15 protein-coding genes and 1 tRNA gene are annotated in these 16,214 nt (G+C 67.6%); 6 read left to right on the top strand and 10 right to left on the bottom strand.

All coding sequences use genetic code 11. The features are described 5' to 3' along the window. Positions 1-2 precede the first annotated feature (2 nt). The 4 genes from ACOYJQ_RS16515 to ACOYJQ_RS16500 all read left to right on the top strand — a co-directional run bounded on the left by ACOYJQ_RS16515 (position 3) and on the right by ACOYJQ_RS16500 (position 3,666). The gene (locus ACOYJQ_RS16515) at positions 3-1,307 is read left to right on the top strand and encodes a beta-ketoacyl-ACP synthase (RefSeq protein WP_433459979.1); all 1,305 of its coding nucleotides are present in this window, start codon (positions 3-5) and stop codon (positions 1,305-1,307) included. Continuing rightward, entirely contained in the window at positions 1,304-2,059 is a 756-nt protein-coding gene (locus ACOYJQ_RS16510) for an SDR family oxidoreductase (RefSeq protein WP_433459977.1), read from the top strand. Before ACOYJQ_RS16515 ends, ACOYJQ_RS16510 begins: the two co-directional genes overlap by 4 nt. Before the next feature lie 34 nt (positions 2,060-2,093). Beyond that, entirely contained in the window at positions 2,094-3,116 is a 1,023-nt protein-coding gene (locus ACOYJQ_RS16505; protein WP_433459976.1) for a zinc-binding dehydrogenase, read from the top strand. A gap of 229 nt (positions 3,117-3,345) precedes the next feature. Next, positions 3,346-3,666 (top strand): hypothetical protein, encoded by a 321-nt coding sequence (locus tag ACOYJQ_RS16500; protein ID WP_433459975.1) that lies wholly within the window; start codon positions 3,346-3,348, stop codon positions 3,664-3,666. A gap of 100 nt (positions 3,667-3,766) precedes the next feature. On the opposite strand, the gene ACOYJQ_RS16495 is transcribed toward ACOYJQ_RS16500, so the two are convergent. From ACOYJQ_RS16495 to ACOYJQ_RS16450, 10 genes are all read right to left on the bottom strand, one after another. Continuing rightward, positions 3,767-4,999 (bottom strand): alpha/beta hydrolase, encoded by a 1,233-nt coding sequence (locus ACOYJQ_RS16495; RefSeq protein WP_433459973.1) that lies wholly within the window; start codon positions 4,997-4,999, stop codon positions 3,767-3,769. A gap of 275 nt (positions 5,000-5,274) precedes the next feature. Further along, a complete protein-coding gene (locus tag ACOYJQ_RS16490; protein ID WP_433459972.1) occupies positions 5,275-5,760 on the bottom strand; it encodes an ATP F0F1 synthase subunit B in 486 nt (161 codons plus the stop codon). A gap of 9 nt (positions 5,761-5,769) precedes the next feature. Next, positions 5,770-6,306: a F0F1 ATP synthase subunit B gene (locus ACOYJQ_RS16485; RefSeq protein ID WP_433459971.1), complete on the bottom strand. Its 537-nt coding sequence runs from the start codon at positions 6,304-6,306 to the stop codon at positions 5,770-5,772. Positions 6,307-6,512: 206 nt separating this feature from the next. Further along, positions 6,513-6,743, bottom strand: a complete 231-nt coding sequence (locus tag ACOYJQ_RS16480; RefSeq protein ID WP_433459970.1) for a F0F1 ATP synthase subunit C — start codon at positions 6,741-6,743, stop codon at positions 6,513-6,515. Between the two features lie 63 nt (positions 6,744-6,806). Next, entirely contained in the window at positions 6,807-7,556 is a 750-nt protein-coding gene (locus tag ACOYJQ_RS16475) for a F0F1 ATP synthase subunit A (protein ID WP_433459968.1), read from the bottom strand. A gap of 95 nt (positions 7,557-7,651) precedes the next feature. After that, entirely contained in the window at positions 7,652-8,014 is a 363-nt protein-coding gene (locus ACOYJQ_RS16470; RefSeq protein ID WP_433459967.1) for an AtpZ/AtpI family protein, read from the bottom strand. Between the two features lie 295 nt (positions 8,015-8,309). Continuing rightward, positions 8,310-11,774, bottom strand: coding sequence for a chromosome segregation protein SMC (gene smc, locus ACOYJQ_RS16465; RefSeq protein ID WP_433459966.1), 3,465 nt, complete (start codon positions 11,772-11,774; stop codon positions 8,310-8,312). A gap of 31 nt (positions 11,775-11,805) precedes the next feature. Next, positions 11,806-12,459 carry a DsbA family protein gene (locus ACOYJQ_RS16460; protein ID WP_433459965.1) on the bottom strand — a complete coding sequence of 218 codons (654 nt, stop codon included), beginning with the start codon at positions 12,457-12,459 and terminating at the stop codon, positions 11,806-11,808. A 167-nt stretch (positions 12,460-12,626) separates the two neighbouring features. Next, positions 12,627-13,919 (bottom strand): UDP-N-acetylglucosamine 1-carboxyvinyltransferase, encoded by a 1,293-nt coding sequence (murA, locus tag ACOYJQ_RS16455; RefSeq protein ID WP_433459963.1) that lies wholly within the window; start codon positions 13,917-13,919, stop codon positions 12,627-12,629. A 133-nt stretch (positions 13,920-14,052) separates the two neighbouring features. Then, the gene (locus tag ACOYJQ_RS16450) at positions 14,053-14,292 is read right to left on the bottom strand and encodes a hypothetical protein (RefSeq protein WP_433459962.1); all 240 of its coding nucleotides are present in this window, start codon (positions 14,290-14,292) and stop codon (positions 14,053-14,055) included. A gap of 312 nt (positions 14,293-14,604) precedes the next feature. Between ACOYJQ_RS16450 and hemA the strand changes: the two genes are divergently transcribed. Continuing rightward, positions 14,605-15,831 (top strand): 5-aminolevulinate synthase, encoded by a 1,227-nt coding sequence (gene hemA, locus ACOYJQ_RS16445; protein WP_433459961.1) that lies wholly within the window; start codon positions 14,605-14,607, stop codon positions 15,829-15,831. 218 nt (positions 15,832-16,049) lie between these two features. Then, positions 16,050-16,124 (top strand) — tRNA-Thr (locus ACOYJQ_RS16440). The last annotated feature ends 90 nt before the right edge of the window (positions 16,125-16,214 follow it).

The raw sequence follows: 16,214 nt of genomic DNA, 5'->3' as shown, positions 1-16,214 counted from the left end.
TCATGACTTCCCTTTCCTCCCCGACCCGCGACGCGCGCGGCCGCCCCGTCGTCGCCATCACCGGCGTCGGCGTCGTCACCTCGCTCGGGCGCGGTAAGGCGGACAACTGGGCGGCGCTGACCTCCGGCCGTTCGGGCGTGCATCGCATCACGCGTTTCAGCACCGAGAACCTGCGCACCACGATCGCCGCCACGGTCGATGATATCGGCGCCGTTACCAGCGCGCCGGAACTGTCCGAGCAGCTTGCCGTGCTCGCCGCCAGCGAGGCCGTCGCGCAATCGGGCATCGGCGCGCCGGGCGATTTTCCGGGCGCGTTGTTCATGGCCGTCCCGCCCGTCGAGATGGAATGGCCGCAGCGCGTGGCGCTGGCGCGCGCCGCCGGCGGCAGCGGCGACGTCACCTATGCCGATCTGCTGCGCGCGGCCGGTTCCGGCGCCTTTTCGGCATGGCACGACCTCTTCCTGTTCGGCACCGTGGCCGAGCATATCGCCGAGCGCTTCGGCACGCGCGGCTCGCCGATCTCGCTGTCGACAGCCTGTTCGTCTGGCGCGACCGCGATCCAGCTCGGTGTCGAAGCCATCCGGCGGGGCGAAACACAGGCGGCGCTCGCCATCGGCACGGACGGCTCCGTGCATGCGGAAGCGCTGGTGCGTTTCTCGCTGCTGTCGGCGCTTTCCACCCACAACGACGACCCGGAAGGCGCGTCCCGCCCCTTCTCGAAGAACCGCGACGGCTTCGTCATGGGCGAGGGTGCGGGCGCTTTCGTGCTGGAGGATTACGACGCGGCGCGGGCGCGCGGCGCGACGGTCCTCGGCATCGTCGCCGGCTGCGGCGAGCGCGGCGACGGCTTTCACCGCACCCGCACGAGCCCCGACGGCGCGCCGGCCATCGCCGCGATCCGCGACGCCATCGCGGACGCCGGTCTGACGCCCGACGACATCGACTACATCAACGCGCACGGCACCAGCACGCCGGAAAACGACAAGATGGAGTCGCTGGCCTGCCTTTCCGTGTTCGGAACCCGCATGGATCCGCAGACGGGCTCGTTGCCGATTTCCTCCAACAAGTCGATGATCGGCCACACGCTCACCGCCGCCGGCGCGGTGGAGGCCGTGTTTTCGCTGCTCACCATCCTCAACGGCCGCCTGCCGCCCACCATCAATTACGCCGTGCCCGACCCGGCGATCCAGCTCGACGTGGTGCCCAACGCCGCGCGCGACGCTTCCGTGAAGCGGGTGCTGTCCAATTCGTTCGGCTTCGGCGGCCAAAACACCTGTCTTGTCATTGCAGCGGAGCCCGGCGCGTGAGCGATCGTTTGAGCAGGCGCGTACTCGTCACCGGCGGGGCGAAGGGGCTCGGCGCGGCCATTGTCGCGACGCTCGCGGAAGCGGGATTCGATGTCGACTTCACCTACCGCTCCTCGGGCGATGCGGCGGCGGCGCTGGCGGAGCGGCTGACGGCCGATGGGCGGACCGTGCGCGCCTTTCCCCTCGATCTCGCCGACACCGCCGCGCTCGACGCCTTCTGCACGACGATCGAGGAAGGTCCCTATTACGGCCTCGTCCACAACGCCGGCCAATCCTATGACGCGCTCGCCGCCGTGATGGCGCAGGAGAGCGCCGAGGCGGTGATGCAGGTGAATTTCTGGTCGCTCACGCGGCTGGTCAAGGCGCTGGTGCGCCCCATGATCCGCGCGCGGGAGGGACGCATCGTCGCCATCGGCTCGGTCGCGGCGCTCAACGGCAATCCCGGCAACGCCGCCTATGCGGCATCGAAAGGCGCGCTGCTCAGCTATCTGCGCACGCTCACCGTGGAGACCGCGCGACGCGGCGTCACCGTCAATTACATCGCGCCGGGCTTCATCGATACCGACATGCTGGCGCCTTACGCCGCTTATCGCGCCAATATGGAAAAGCAGATTCCGGCCGGGCGTTTCGCCCGCGTCGAGGAGGTGGCGGGGCTCGCGGCGTTTTTGCTTTCGGAGCCCGCGGCCTATATCACGGGTGCGGTGCTGCCGGTCGACGGCGGACTGACGGCGCAGATCGGCATCCACCGCTGACCGACGCCCACCCTGCCATTGAAAGGATCTCGTCATGCGCGCCCTGCAACTCTTCGGTGATCGCGACCTGCGCCTCGTGGACGTCGAGGCGCCGCCCGCGCCCGGCCCCGGCGAAGTGCAGGTCCGCATCCGTGCCGTCGGCCTCAACCACATCGATGTCTGGGGTTTTCGCGGCATGGCCTTCGCCAGGCGCAAGCTGCCCCTCACCGTCGGCGCGGAGGCGGCCGGCGAGGTCGCCGCCGTCGGCTACGATGTCCACGGCTTCTCCGTCGGCGACCGCGTGGCGCTCTATGGCGCCAAAACCTGCGGCGAATGCAAGGCCTGCCGCGAGGGGCGGGACAATCTGTGCGAGAATGTCGCCGGCATCATGGGCTTTCACGTCGACGGCTTCACCTGCGAGCGGGTGAACATGCCCGAGCGCCTGCTGGTCAAGGTGCCGGATGGCGTTTCCTTCGAGGAGGCGGCCTGCGCGCCCATCGCCTTCGGCACGGTCCAGCACATGCTGTTCGACAATGCGAAGCTGGAGACCGGCGAAACCGTGCTGGTGCATGCCGGCGGGTCGGGCATCGGCACGGCCGCCGTTCTCATGGCGAAGGCCATCGGCTGCACCGTCATCGCAACCGTCGGCGACGACGAGAAGGGCGAAAAGGCGAAGGCGCTCGGCGCCGATCACGTCATCAACTACCGCACGGACAGATTCGAGGGCGTCGTGCGCAAGCTCACCGGCCGCAAGGGTGTCGATGTCGTGTTCGAACATGTCGGCGCCGATACCTGGAACGGCTCGCTGCTGTGCCTCAAGCGCGGGGGGCGGCTCGTCACCTGCGGATCGACATCCGGCGTTTCCGCCACGATGAACCTGATGCAGTTGTTCCAGCAGCAATACCGCATTTTCGGTTCCTTCGGCTGCACGATCCGCAACATCGGCGAGGCGCTCGACAAGATGGCGGCGGGCATCCGGCCGGTCATCGACACGGTTTACAGCCTCGATCGTTTCCAGGACGGCCTCGACCGGCTGGAAAGCCGCAAGGTATTCGGCAAGCTCATCGTTACGGTTTGAGTCTGGACCACCCGCTCCGCCGGCGCGTTCTCCGAATCGAACACGCCAGCGGACGTTATACCGTCAGCCCCGGCTTTCGAGCGATGCCGAACGGGCCTCGCTCATGCGCTGTGCGGGCCTGACCGACGGTCAGTGAGTCAAACTCATCCGCCATTGGTATTATTCGACGATTGTCGTTTTGATGACGGTATGCCAACATGCGATCATGGCTCTTTACAGGGAGGTTTCCATGACGCCACTCACCTGGTTTCTCGTCCGCCATGCGCTGATCGGCTTCGGCGTCGCATTGCTGTTCGCCGGCATGCTGTTCGGACTTGATGCCGCCGGCCTGCGCAGCCTTGTCACGGGCTCCCCTGTCGGAATGATCGCTGCGGGCGCGCTGACGTTCCTGCTTTGCCTCACCTTCGGCAGCATCCAGATGGGCGTCGCGGTCATGCAACTCGGGCAGGAGGAACAACAGCCGCCGCGGGGAAGGCGTCTTCGCTTCGCCCCCGTCTCCGCTCCGGCAGGTGCCCCGATTCCCGTGCGCGTTGCCGCGCGTCGCCGCTGAACACTTTGAAGCCTGATCCGGTTTGACGAAACCGGATCAGGCTTATCGGCTTGATGCTCCCGGCGCTCAATTCGACGGATCGATTTGGGCGCATACCGCGTCAGCGGACGGCCTGCGCCGTGTCGGCCAGCCCTTCGCCGAATTCGTGGAACTGGCTGCCGAAGTTGTCGCGCGTATGCGGATCGATGACCGCAACCGGCGCCGCCAGAACAAGGCCCGCAGCCGTGCCGACAGAAGATGCGGCCCCGGCGGTGATCTGGATAATGTGATCGCCCAGCCCGACGCGCGAATCCGTCATCGCCTGACCACCGGCGAGACGTGAACCGATCAGCTGAACGACTTCCGGGCTTTCCGCAAACGTGCCGTGGTTGAGCCTGTCAGCCGTGCGCACGCCGGTAAGATCGACCACAGCGATCTTTTCCCGCTCCAGTTCCGCGATGGTCGTCTTCGATTCGGGGTTTATCGCGCCAAGGCGGGCGGTGCTGCCCCAGATACGGCGTGACAGGGCCAGCGCCCGGTCGTCGCGAGACGTGAAGAGCACGAAATTGGCGCCGCCCGGCTTCCCCTTCGGACCGCTGCCCTTGATCTGCGCCACCTGGGTGCGGAAAACATCGACATCGACATCGGGCGCCGCCAGCATCACGTTGGCGATCTTCGGGGCAAGGCGTCCGTTGTTGCGGATCGCCATCTGCCGCAAGGCTTCCATCGTCACCCAATTGCCCATGGAATGCGCGAGGATGGAGATTTCGCCGATATGCTTGTCTTTGGCGAGGGTGGTGAGCAGATTCTCGAGATTGTCACGCGAGAAATTGGCGCTCTCACGATCATAACCGTAAGCAAAAATGCTGCCGCGCGACGGCCAGGTGAACAGCACCGGCGCCACCTTGGCATCCGAATCGTTCACGATCTGCGCGAAACGGAATACGGCGTCTTCGAACCGGTTGTTGAAGCCGTGAACGAAGATCAGCACACGCCGCTGCGGCACCTTGGACGCGACGCGGCGGAAGCGTTGCACCGCCTCCTCCTGATTCACGATATCCGCACGCAGCGTCACGAAATCGGTCGCGGGATTACCCGGCAGGCGACGCGGCCACTGCACCTCGCCGACGGCGCGCGCAGAAGCGGGCGGGATCGAGACCACGATATCGGCGAATGCGGGCGTGGTGCTACGGTCACCGGAGAACAACTCTCCCCTGCTCGCCGCCTTGCCGCGTGTGGTGGCGACAAGCATTTCCACTTTCGTGGCGTCTGGCGCGGTTTCCACCACCGGCGCAAGCACGCCACGCGGATTGCCGGCGCACGACGCGAGAACGACGGCAAGTGCGCCTGTCATGGCGAAACGAAGCGGAAATCTGCGGCAACATACGACCTGCTTCATAAACCCGCTCCGTTTCCTGGATCAGCCGGCAGACAAACACTCTGTTTGCGCAACGATCCCGAAGAGCGCAACTACTCTTCAGGATCGCGGTATTCTCATCTTTCGCCCTGCGGCTATTTTTCAGATGCTTAGAGCGCCAATCGTTCTGATGAAACCAGAAATGGCGCTCTAATATCTCGATTTTATGCATTTTGTCGGCGAAAGGCGATACCTGCTTTTCTGCACGGCCTTTAGTGGATCTGCGTGCGAACCTCGTTGAGGCTCTCCTCGAACAGCCGGTCGGCCGTCTTCCCCTTCAGGCTGGCGCGCAGCACCCCTTCGGCAGCCTGCACGGCAGCCTCGGCCGCAGCAGCCTTTACTTCGGTGGCCGCCTGCGCTTCCGCCTGCGCGATCTTGGCCTCGGCCGTCGCCGTGCGACGTGCGACGAAGTCGCTCAAACGCTCGCCCGCTTCCTTCGCGGCGCGCTCGGCCTCGGCGCGCGCATGGTCCACGATCGCCTGCGCTTCGGCTTCCGCCGCGACACGCTTGGCCTTGTAAGACTCCAGCAGAGTGGCCGCTTCATTGCGCAACCGTTGCGCCTCGGCCAGCTCGTTGGCGATCTGCTTCGTGCGATCGTCGAGCGGACCGATGATCAGCTTGCCGGCGCCCGCTTTGAGGGCGATGCCGACGAACACGAAGAACGAGACGGCGACCCAGAATTCAGCTTCCAGAAACATGGCTGTCTCCTATCGGCCATCGAGAGCGGATTTGACCGCCGCATCCACCGCGCCCGCAGCCGGCGCCGCGCCGAGAAGACGCTCGACGATCGCGGACGCCGCTTCGCCGGCAATCTCGCCGACATGGCTCATGGCCTGCGCCTTCGTATCTGCGATGGTTTTTTCCGCGCCGGCGATCCTCGTGGCGAGATCCTGCTCGAGGGCCTTGCGCTGCACCTCGCTGTCGCCTGCCAGACGCGCGCGCGTCTCTTCGGCGATGGCGCGGGCGTTCGCCTTGGCCGCGGCAAGTTCCGCCTCATAGGCCTTGAACTCGGTATCCGCCTCAGCCTTCAGGCGGGCGGCCTCGCCGAGATCAGTCCCGATACGCTGGTTGCGTTCGTCGATCACCGCAGCGATACGCGGCAGGGCGATCTTCGACACGAACCAGTAAAGAAATCCAAAAGTGAGCGCGAGCCAGAAAAGCTGCGACGCAAAGGTTTCGGCGTTAAACGGAGGAAAGCCGACCTCATGCGCGACTTCAGCCCCGGTGTTGATCGCTTCAGCCATCTGTCAACTCCCTCCCCAAGACGAGGATCACGCACCGAACCAGACCTTGCCCGCCTCAGCTTGGCGAGAGCGACCCGATCCACCGGTGCCTCAACAGATAGACAGGCCCGAAGGCCCGCCTTTCCGGCGAGCGGCGCCCTGCCGCGGCATTCGTCTCCGGGAAAAATTCCCGAAGACAAAGGCCGCCGTCACCGCTTCGATCAGGATCAGACGGCGAAGAGAAGCAGAAGAGCGATCAGAAGCGAGAAGATGCCGAGCGCTTCCGTGAGCGCGAAGCCGAGAACCAGCGTGCCGCGCTGCGCGTCGGCCGCGGCCGGGTTGCGGAAAGCGCCGGCGAAGAACTGGCCGAACAGGTTGCCCAGGGCGAGGGCCGCGCCGGCGAGACCGAAAGTGGCGAGACCGGCACCGATGTACTTGGCAGCGAGAGCGAGTTCCATGGAAAGCTCCTTCGAGGTTAATCGTGAGGTGATGGCGGGACAACCGGCCGGGTTACAACTCGATCAATGGCCGGGATGCAGGGCGTCGTGCAGGTAGAGAGAAGTCAGCACGGCGAAAACGTAAGCCTGAAGCACGGCCACCAGAACTTCCAGGGCGGTCAGCGCGACAGTGAAGGCGAGCGGCAGCGGCGACAGGATGGCGACGAAACCGCCCGTCAGCAGCGCGGCGACGAAGCCCGCGAAAATCTTGAGGGCGATATGCCCGGCAAGCATGTTGGCGAAAAGACGGACGGAGAGGCTCACCGGACGGGAGACGAAGGAGACGACCTCGATCGCCACGATCAGCGGCAGCAACCAGCCCGGAACGCCCGACGGGATGAAGATGTTGAGGAACTTCGATCCGTGCCTGGCGACGCCGTAACCGATCACGGTGAAGATCACCAGCAGCGACAGCGCGGCCGTGACGATGATATGGCTCGTGACCGTGAACGCATACGGCAGAAGCCCCATCAGGTTGGCGGCGAGAACGAAGGTGAAGAGCGAGAAGACCAGCGGCAGGAACACGAGACCGTCCTTGCCCGCCGATTGCCGCACCGTGCTGGCGACGAACTCGTACAGCAGTTCGCCGAGGTTCTGCCACCGCCCCGGAACGATCGCCCGAGGCGCGGTCGCGACAGCGAGGAAAACCGTGATCGCAGCCACCGACAGCACCATGAACAGCGCCGAGTTGCTGAAGGTGACGGGCGAGTCGCCCAGATGGAACAACGGTCCGGTAAAATGCCGAATCTCGAATTGTTCGGTAGGACTCGCCATGGCCGATCAGCCCCCGCCTGTCTGGTCGCGCGCGGTCGCCCGCCGCATAAGCCTCGTCATCCGACCGGCATCAGCGCCGCCCGGAACTCACACCGTCAACGCCCGCCCGGCTCCCGGTCGCGGGACGTTTTCAGATATCCTGCCGCCCGTAGCACGTTCCAGACGCCTGTCAAGAAGCCGAGCAACACAAAAACGATCATGCCCCAGGGCGAAAACCCCAGATAGGTATCGACAGCCCATCCGATGCCCCCGCCGGCCACCACGCCGGCGATGAACTCCCCCGACAGCCGCAAGGCACCGGAGAGGGCCGACGCATCCGCGCCCGGCCGCGGCTCCTGCGCCCTGCGGGCGGCCTGAGCCTCCTCCTCCTTTGCGGACAACCGGCGGCCAAGAGCCTCAAGCCTTTCGGCGAGCTCCCGGTCATCGGGCTGTCTGCCGCGCTCGCCGTTCTCCGACATGCCAAGAACTCCAGCCATGACAAATGCGTTTTCAGCACTATCACCGAAACCGGAACAATTCCAAGGCCCCTGCCGGCACCGACCTGCGCCGCCCCCCGTAGCCACCGGCCTGCAACCGTCAACCCACAAGGAATGCGGCGCAACATAGTGAGTGTCTCACCCGGTGTCAACACTGTCCGGGCACGGCTTAACATCATGAAATATAAACGGAATACGGATCACTTCGGAATTGCTCGCCCCGCCGGCGAAGATTTCCGGCGGCATGGTCTTCCGCGCAACACTGTCCCCTCCCCTCTCATCCGGCGTCGAGAATTCGCTCCGCGAGCGCGAGGTCGACCGACACGAGCTGGGACACGCCCTTCTCCGCCATGGTGACGCCGAACAGCCTGTCCATCGCCGCCATGGTGATGGGATTGTGGGTGATGACGATGAAGCGCGTCTGCGTCTGCCCCGCCATGGTGCGCAGCAGGTCGCAGTAACGCTCGACATTGGCGTCGTCGAGGGGCGCATCCACCTCGTCGAGCACGCACACGGGCGACGGGTTCGTCAGAAATACCGCGAAAATCAAGGCGATGGCGGTCAGCGCCTGCTCGCCGCCGGACAGCAGCGTCAGCACCTGCGGCTTCTTGCCCGGCGGGCGGGCGACGATTTCAAGACCCGCCTCCAGCGGATCGTCGGAATCCACCAGCGTCAGATCGGCGGTGCCGCCGCCGAACAGCGACGTGAACAGGCGCTGGAAATGGCCGTTGACGACATCGAAGGCGGCCATCAGCCGCTCCCTCCCCTCGCGGTTCAGGTTGGAGATCGCCTGCCGCAGACGGCGAATCGCCTCGACCAGTTCATCGTGCTCGGCGGCTATCCCGTCACGCTTGCCTTGCGCGTCCGCGAGTTCCGTCTCGGCCCGCAGATTGACGGCGCCCAGACGCTCCCGATCCAGGCGAAGCGCCGACAGGCGCTGCTCGATCTCCTGCGAATCAGGTATCGCCGCCTGCGGATCGAGGCCCGCATGGCCGGCCAGCGCGTCCGGCGCGATGCCGAGCGAATCACCGATCTGGCGGACGACGTCGGCAAGCCTTTCGCGCGCCGCTTCCTCCATCGCCTGCGAGCGCGCCCGCGCCTCGCGCGTCGCCGCCAGCGCATCGAGCGCGCCGCGCGCCGCCTCGTCCGCCTTCGCCTGCGCGCTTTCCGCCTCCGCACGTACACCGGCCGCCGCCGCCTGCGCCGCCCGCGCACCGGCGACCCCGGACGAAAGCGCGTCATGGCGCAGCGACATGTCTTCGGCGGTTTCCGTCAATTCCGCCAGCGTCTCGCGCGCCACGGACAGCCGCTCCGCGATATCGCACAGGACGGAATCCGCCCGCGAGACGCGCTCTTCCCAGGCGCGCAGCTCGGCGGCGATCGCCTCGCGGCGGCGGGCGCGGGCGGCGATATCGCGTTGCAGACCCTCCAGCGCGCGCGCCGCCTCGCCATGCGCGGCCCGCGCCTGCGCCGTGGCGTGGCGGGTCCGTTCGAGCGCCCCCTCGTCGGCCGGCGGCAACGCGGCCAGTTCCTCGCGCGCCGAATCGAGCGATTCCCGTGCCTGCGCCTCCCCGGCCGTCAGCCGCGCATGCGCCTCCTCCAGCGCCGCACGCCGCGCGGCGACGGAAGCGCCGGCGCGCTCGGCCTCCGCGAGCCTGACGCGCGCGCTTTCCGCCATGCGCCGTGCGGCGCGCTGGGCTTCCAGCGCCTGTGCCTCTTCCCCGGCGAGCGAGCGCGTGCGCGCCTGCGCCTGCTCGAAGCTTTGTCCCAGCGTCCCGGCGGCGGCTTCGGCTTCCTCCGCCTCCCGCCGCAGATCGGCCAGACGGTTGCGTTCCTCAAGCCGCCGCGCCGCGGCGGAAGGCGCATCGGCGGCGCGCGTCAGCCCGTCCCAACGCCAGACGTCGCCCTCGATCGACACCAGCCGCTGCCCCGGCGCGAGACGCCCGCTCAGGCGCAGCCCCGCCTCGCGCGTCACGATGCCCGTCATGCGCAGCCGGCGCGTCAACGCCGCCGGCGCATCGACGACGCCGGAGAGCGCCGCCGCCTCCGCCGGCAGCGCGGCATCCGGAGCGATATCCGTTTCGCCCTCTTCCGCCCGGCGCCAATGCACGGCCGCCGCCGGATCGGTCGACGCCAGAAGATCGTCGCCCAGAACGGCGCCGAGCGCCGCCTCATATCCCTTTTCGACGCGAAGCGAATCGAGCACCGGCGCGAAGCCCCCGCCGGCGGCCGGCGCGACCAGCCGCGCCAGCACGTCGACCTCCGCCGCAAGACGCTGGGCCCGCCGCACCGCTTCGTCGAGCGGCCGGCGCAACGTCGCCTCGGCCTCCCGCGCCGCCGCGAGCGCCGCGCGCGCCGCGAGCGCCCGCTCCTCCGCGTCTCCATGCGCGGTCTCCGCCGCCTCGGCCGCCTCGCGCAGAAGATCGAGATCCTCCTGCTCCCGCATGCGCGCCGCGAGCGCCTCAAGATCCGCGGCCACGCGGCGGCGCTCCACAGCGAGCTTCGCCAGGCGCTCGTCCTCCTGCGCGACATGGCGCAGCAACGCCGACCGCCGCGCGCCGGCATCCGCCACCTCCGCCTGCGTGTGCGCCAGTTCCGCCTCGGCATCATCCAGCAGAAGCTGCGCCTGCGCCACGATCTCGGCCGCCTCGGCCAGTTCCTCCTGCGCGCCGTCGAGCCGCGCGGCCAGCACCGCATCCTCGTCACGCAGACGCGCGGTCATCACGCCCGCGTCCCGCGCCTGCCCCTTTTCACGCTCCAGATCGCGCTCAAGCTCCACGATGCGCCGCGCGGTGTCGGCGGCGCGATCGCGGGCGCGCCGCTCGCCCGCTTCCAGTTCCGCCAGCGCCCGCTCCTGCTGCTGCAACGCCTGCGCCGCCGCTTCCTCGCCCGCCCGCGCCTGCGCCAGCGCATGCGCGGCAAGCCCCTGCGCACAGGCGGCCTGCGCCTGCGTCTCGCCGCTGGCGCGCACGGCCTGCGCGTCGGCGCGCGTCGCCTCTTCCGCGGCCACCAGTTGCGCCGATGCCGCGCGCCACGCGATCAGGTAGCCGACCACCTCGAACTTGCGAATCTCGGCCGACAGCGCCCGGTAGCGGACAGCCTGCCGCGCCTGCCGGCGCAGGCCGTCGACCTGCCCGTCGATCTCGCGCATCACGTCCTCAAGGCGCTGGAGATTCTCTTCCGCCGCGCGCAGGCGCAGTTCCGCCTCGTGCCGGCGGCTGTAGAGGCCGGCGATGCCGGCGGCGTCCTCCAGAATGCGGCGGCGCGCCACCGGGCGCGCGGCGATGATCTCGCCGATCTGCCCCTGCCGCACCATCGCATGCGAGCGCGCGCCGGTGGCGGCATCCGCGAACAGAAGCTGCACATCACGCGCGCGCGCCTCGCGGCCGTTGACGCGGTAGACCGAGCCGCTGTCACGCGTGATCTTGCGCGAGACCTCGAGAATGTCGGAATCGTTGAAATGGGCCGGCGCGGTGCGGGCGGAATTGTCGATGGACAGCACGACCTCGGCGCTGTTGCGCGCCGGCCGGCCCGCCGAACCGCCGAAGATGACATCGTCCATGCCGGATGCACGCAGGGATTTGTAGGAATTCTCCCCCATCACCCAGCGCAGCGCCTCGACGAGATTCGACTTGCCGCAGCCGTTCGGCCCCACCACGCCGGTGAGGCCGGGCTCGATCAGGAACTCGCCCGGTTCGACGAACGTCTTGAAACCGACGATACGCAGCCGGTTAAGCCTCACCGCGTTCCCTCACACCCGCAACCGGCGCCGTTCAGCCGCCGGCGAGCAGCGGCTCGATCGCCTTGTCGAGATCGGCGAGCGACAGCGCGCCCGGATAGCGCTTGCCGTTGATGAAGAAGGTGGGCGTGGCGTTGACGCGGAACTCCGCCTCGCCGCGCTCTCGCACCGCGACAACGCCGTCGTAAAGCGCGCGATCCTTGAGAGCGGTGTCGAAATCTTCCTGGGTGATGCCCGCCTGCCGCACGGTCTGGCGCAGCGAATCGAGCGGCTTGTCGTCGCCGGGCTTCGCCCAGGTCTTGCCCTGCTGGCTGAACAGCAGATCGGTGACGGCATAATACCTCTCGCCGCCGCCGAAGCGGGCCAGCATGAAGCCGAGCAACGCCAGATCGTCGAGCGGGAACTCGCGCAGGATGAACTTCACCTTGCCCGTATCGACATATTTTTCCTTGAAGGCGGCGAACGTCTCGTTGTGGAAGGCCGCACAATGGGAGCACGTCAGCGAAGCGTACTCGATCACCGTCACCCTGGCGTCATCGGCGCCAAGCACCGCGTCGCCCAGCGGGCCGGGCACGGCGAGCGCGACGACGGAGGCATCCTGCGCACGGGCCGCGCCGTAGCCGGGGCCGAAAAGCCCCGCAGCCGCGCCGGCGGCGATTCCTGTGAGCACATTGCGACGTGTCGTCATCTGTCCTGTCTCCAACGGCAGCAAACCATCCTGCGGCCGCCCCGCGCTCCCGGCCGGAACGTAACGCCGCCACCGGTGAAACTGGAGCATCCGCCGTCCCGTGGCAAGGGCCGCCGCCGTGCGATCACGCAAATATCAGCGGATATCGGGCTCCCTCGAAGCCCCGGTCAGGACTGGCTGATGCGTTCGATTCGCGCGCCGCATTGTCCCAGCTTGTGCTCCAGCGCCTCGAAACCGCGGTCGAGATGATAGACGCGGTTGACGGTGGTTTCTCCATCGGCCGCGAGCGCGGCGATGACGAGCGACACCGACGCGCGCAGGTCGGTCGCCATGACGGGCGCGCCGGTGAGGCGGCGCACGCCCTCGACATAGGCGAGATCGCCGTCGAGCCGGATGCGCGCGCCGAGCCGGGCGAGTTCCTGCACATGCATGAACCGGTTCTCGAAGATCGTCTCGCGGATGCGCGAGGTGCCGCGCGCCTTCGTCATCAGCGCCATGAACTGCGCCTGGAGATCGGTGGGGAAGCCGGGAAACGGCTCCGTCGTCACGTCCACGGCCGAGATGCCGTGGCCGTTGCGCACCACGCGGATGCCCTCGTTGGTGGCGGTGATTTCCGCTCCCGCCTGCTCCAGCGTGTCGAGCGCCGCCTGCAACAGATCCGGGCGCGCGCCCGAGAGCAGCACGTCGCCGCCGGTCATGGCCACGGCCATGGCGTATGTGCCGGTTTCGATGCGGTCCGGCAGCACGGTGTGCTCCGCGCCGCCCAGCCGCGACACACCGTCCACGACGATGCGCGCCGAGCCCGCGCCCGAGATGCGCGCGCCCATGGCGTTGAGGCAGTCGGCAAGATCGACGACCTCCGGCTCCCGCGCCGCGTTCTCGATCACGGTGGTGCCCCGGGCGAGCACAGCCGCCATCAGCGCCGTATGGGTGCCGCCGACCGTCACCTTCGGAAACACGATGTCGCCGCCCCGCAGGCCCTTCGGCGCGCGCGCGACGGCATAGCCGCCGTCGATCTCGATGTCGGCGCCGAGGCGCTCCAGCGCCATCAGCAGCAGGTCCACGGGGCGCGTGCCGATGGCGCAGCCGCCGGGCAGCGACACGCGCGCCTCGCCCATGCGCGCCAGCAGCGGCGCGATCACCCAGAAGCTCGCCCGCATTTTCGACACGAGTTCATAAGGCGCGGTGGTGTCGATGATGTCGCGCGCGCGCAGCCGGATGCTCTGGCCCGTCGTCGGCGTCTGGCCGGGGCGCTTGCCCGCGACGCCGTGGTCGACGCCGTGATTGCCGAGGATGCGCAGAAGCAGCGCCACGTCCGCAAGCCGCGGCACGTTGTGCAACTGCAACGTCTCGTCGGTGAGAAGGCTCGCGATCATCAGCGGCAAGGCCGCGTTCTTGGCGCCCGAAATCGGTATCGCGCCGTTCAGCGCTTCTCCGCCGACAATACGAATCTGGTCCATCCAGCCGCTTTCCCTCATCTAATGCGCCGCTCGCCGGCCGATTGTGGCGGCCCGCGTTCGCCCCGAGCACCGGATTGAACGCAGGCCGCAGAAAACTATAGACCTCCGGGCGGTTTGCACAACGGCACCCGATTCAGCGACGGTGCAAATCGTTCTCGTCCGCTCCCGACACCTCGTCGTCGCCGTGCGCTCCCGCACCCGGCTCCCCGCTTCCGGCCCCGGTTTCCGGCGCGGTCCCGGAGGGTCGCGCGGTCCCGGAGGCGCTTTCCTGCGCCTCGCGCGTCCGTTCGCGGGTCTGGCGCTTGCGGCGCTTGAGGTTTTCGCGCAACGCCAGCGCAAGGCGGGTCTGACGGTCCGGCGTCGACGTATTCATGACATGGCACCCGATGACGGCGGCACGCAAGGCTCGCTACCGGCGGCCGGCGGCGGAAGCACAGCGATAGCCACGCGAACGGCCGTATGCAACAGGAATATGACCGGGTTCCGCGGCGCGGCGACCGGCCGCCTGCGGCGAGACGACAGCTTGCGCCCACCGACATGCCGTGGGAAGTGTTGATTTATCGTTGATTATAACGATACTCGAACGGGTGAGGCGGTTTTCTGCCTGATGTCGCCCGATCAGGGAACAATTGCTTGCAGCCGCTGGCGGTTTCGCTCGCCCCGCGCCGGCCTTCATGGACAGCCGATGGATTACGATCACTATTTCAACGCCGCCCTCGATACCCTGCATCAGGAGCGGCGGTACCGCGTTTTCGTGACGCTGGAAAAGGATGCGGCCCGCTTCCCCTACGCCACCCGCCAGACGGACGACGGCACGCGCAACGTGGTCATCTGGTGCTCCAACGACTATCTCGGCATGAGCCGGCACCCCGACACCGTGGGCGCGATGGTGGAAACGGCGCAGCGCATGGGCGTGGGCGCGGGCGGCACGCGCAACATCTCCGGCACGAGCGGCCCGATCGTAGCGCTCGAGAAGGCGCTGGCGAAGCTGCACCGCAAGGAAGGTTCGCTCGTCTTCACCTCCGGCTACGTTTCCAACGAGACCGGCATCGCGACCATCGCGAAGCTGCTGCCCGATTGCCTGCTGCTGTCGGACGAGTGGAACCACAATTCGATGATCCAGGGCGTGCGTCGCTCGGGCGCGGAGAAGGTCGTCTTCCGCCATAACGATCTGGAGCATCTGGAGGATCTGCTGAAGGCGGCGGGGCGGGAGCGCCCGAAGATGATCGTGTTCGAGAGCGTTTACTCGATGGACGGCGACGTCTCGCCCATCCATGCCGTTTGCGATCTCGCGGAGCGCTACAGCGCCCTTACCTATATCGACGAGGTGCATGCGGTGGGTCTCTACGGCGCCACCGGCGCCGGCTATGCCGAGGAGGTGGGCGCGCAGGAGCGGCTCGATATCGTCGAGGCGACGCTGGCGAAGGGATTCGGCTGCATCGGCGGCTATATCTCGGCGAAGGCCGCGATCATCGACGCCGTGCGCTCCAACGCCCACGGCTTCATCTTCACCACCGCCCTGCCCCCTGCGGTGGCGGCGGCGGCGCTCGCCTCGGTGGAGCATCTGTCGACGAGCGACAGCGAACGCCAGGCGCATCGCCAGCAGGTGGCGCGCACCAAGGAGGTATTGGCGCGGGCCGGTCTTCCCGTGCGCGACAACCCGACTCACATCGTGCCGGTGATGGTCGGCGACCCGGAGCGCACCAAGGCGGCGAGCGACCTGCTGCTCGACGAGCACGGCATCTACGTGCAGCCGATCAACTACCCGACCGTGCCGCGCGGCACGGAACGCCTGCGCATCACGCCCACGCCGTTCCACAGCGATGCGCTGATCGAAGAGCTGGCGCAAGCGCTTGTCGCCGTCTGGCGCAAGCTGGATCTTCCCCTGCACGCCGCGCGCGCGGCGGCCTGAAGCGCCCCCGGCATCGAACGGGGGCTCCTGCACAACAATCCCCCGTTTCGTGCAGATGGGGGGTTGACGCGTGTGTCCGGCCCGCTTAAGGGTGAGCACATGGTCGAAACGTTATCGCGCTTCGCCTGCGGGTTTCCCGTTGCCGATCATGCCGGGTAGCCCTGCGTGGGGCAACGCTCCGCGCATCTCGGGGGCCTGACTTCAGGCATTCCTCCGACGCTGTGGTAGCTCAGTGGTAGAGCACTCCCTTGGTAAGGGAGAGGTCGAGAGTTCAATCCTCTCTCACAGCACCATTTTGCCGGCGACCATCCGAAAATCCGCAGAGCTGCGTCCGCCGGGCGCCTTACATGGATAAGCGCTTGCATGGACAGCGCTTGCCGCTT

The sequence above is a fragment of the Pseudochelatococcus sp. genome (assembly GCF_050946405.1).
GTDB lineage: Bacteria > Pseudomonadota > Alphaproteobacteria > Rhizobiales > Beijerinckiaceae > Pseudochelatococcus.
Note: the sequence above shows the minus strand (reverse complement) of the source record. Positions and strands in the feature narration are given on the sequence as shown.

Excerpts from the sequence above, each read along its gene's own strand:
- hemA (WP_433459961.1), top strand. The coding sequence starts at position 14,605 with ATGGATTACGATCACTATTTCAACGCCGCCCTCGATACCCTGCATCAG.
- ACOYJQ_RS16500 (WP_433459975.1), top strand. The coding sequence starts at position 3,346 with ATGACGCCACTCACCTGGTTTCTCGTCCGCCATGCGCTGATCGGCTTC.
- ACOYJQ_RS16495 (WP_433459973.1), bottom strand. The coding sequence starts at position 4,999 with ATGACAGGCGCACTTGCCGTCGTTCTCGCGTCGTGCGCCGGCAATCCG.
- ACOYJQ_RS16485 (WP_433459971.1), bottom strand. The coding sequence starts at position 6,306 with ATGGCTGAAGCGATCAACACCGGGGCTGAAGTCGCGCATGAGGTCGGC.
- ACOYJQ_RS16490 (WP_433459972.1), bottom strand. The coding sequence starts at position 5,760 with ATGTTTCTGGAAGCTGAATTCTGGGTCGCCGTCTCGTTCTTCGTGTTC.
- ACOYJQ_RS16475 (WP_433459968.1), bottom strand. The coding sequence starts at position 7,556 with ATGGCGAGTCCTACCGAACAATTCGAGATTCGGCATTTTACCGGACCG.
- ACOYJQ_RS16450 (WP_433459962.1), bottom strand. The coding sequence starts at position 14,292 with ATGAATACGTCGACGCCGGACCGTCAGACCCGCCTTGCGCTGGCGTTG.
- murA (WP_433459963.1), bottom strand. The coding sequence starts at position 13,919 with ATGGACCAGATTCGTATTGTCGGCGGAGAAGCGCTGAACGGCGCGATA.
- ACOYJQ_RS16460 (WP_433459965.1), bottom strand. The coding sequence starts at position 12,459 with ATGACGACACGTCGCAATGTGCTCACAGGAATCGCCGCCGGCGCGGCT.
- ACOYJQ_RS16480 (WP_433459970.1), bottom strand. The coding sequence starts at position 6,743 with ATGGAACTCGCTCTCGCTGCCAAGTACATCGGTGCCGGTCTCGCCACT.
- ACOYJQ_RS16470 (WP_433459967.1), bottom strand. The coding sequence starts at position 8,014 with ATGTCGGAGAACGGCGAGCGCGGCAGACAGCCCGATGACCGGGAGCTC.
- ACOYJQ_RS16505 (WP_433459976.1), top strand. The coding sequence starts at position 2,094 with ATGCGCGCCCTGCAACTCTTCGGTGATCGCGACCTGCGCCTCGTGGAC.
- ACOYJQ_RS16515 (WP_433459979.1), top strand. The coding sequence starts at position 3 with ATGACTTCCCTTTCCTCCCCGACCCGCGACGCGCGCGGCCGCCCCGTC.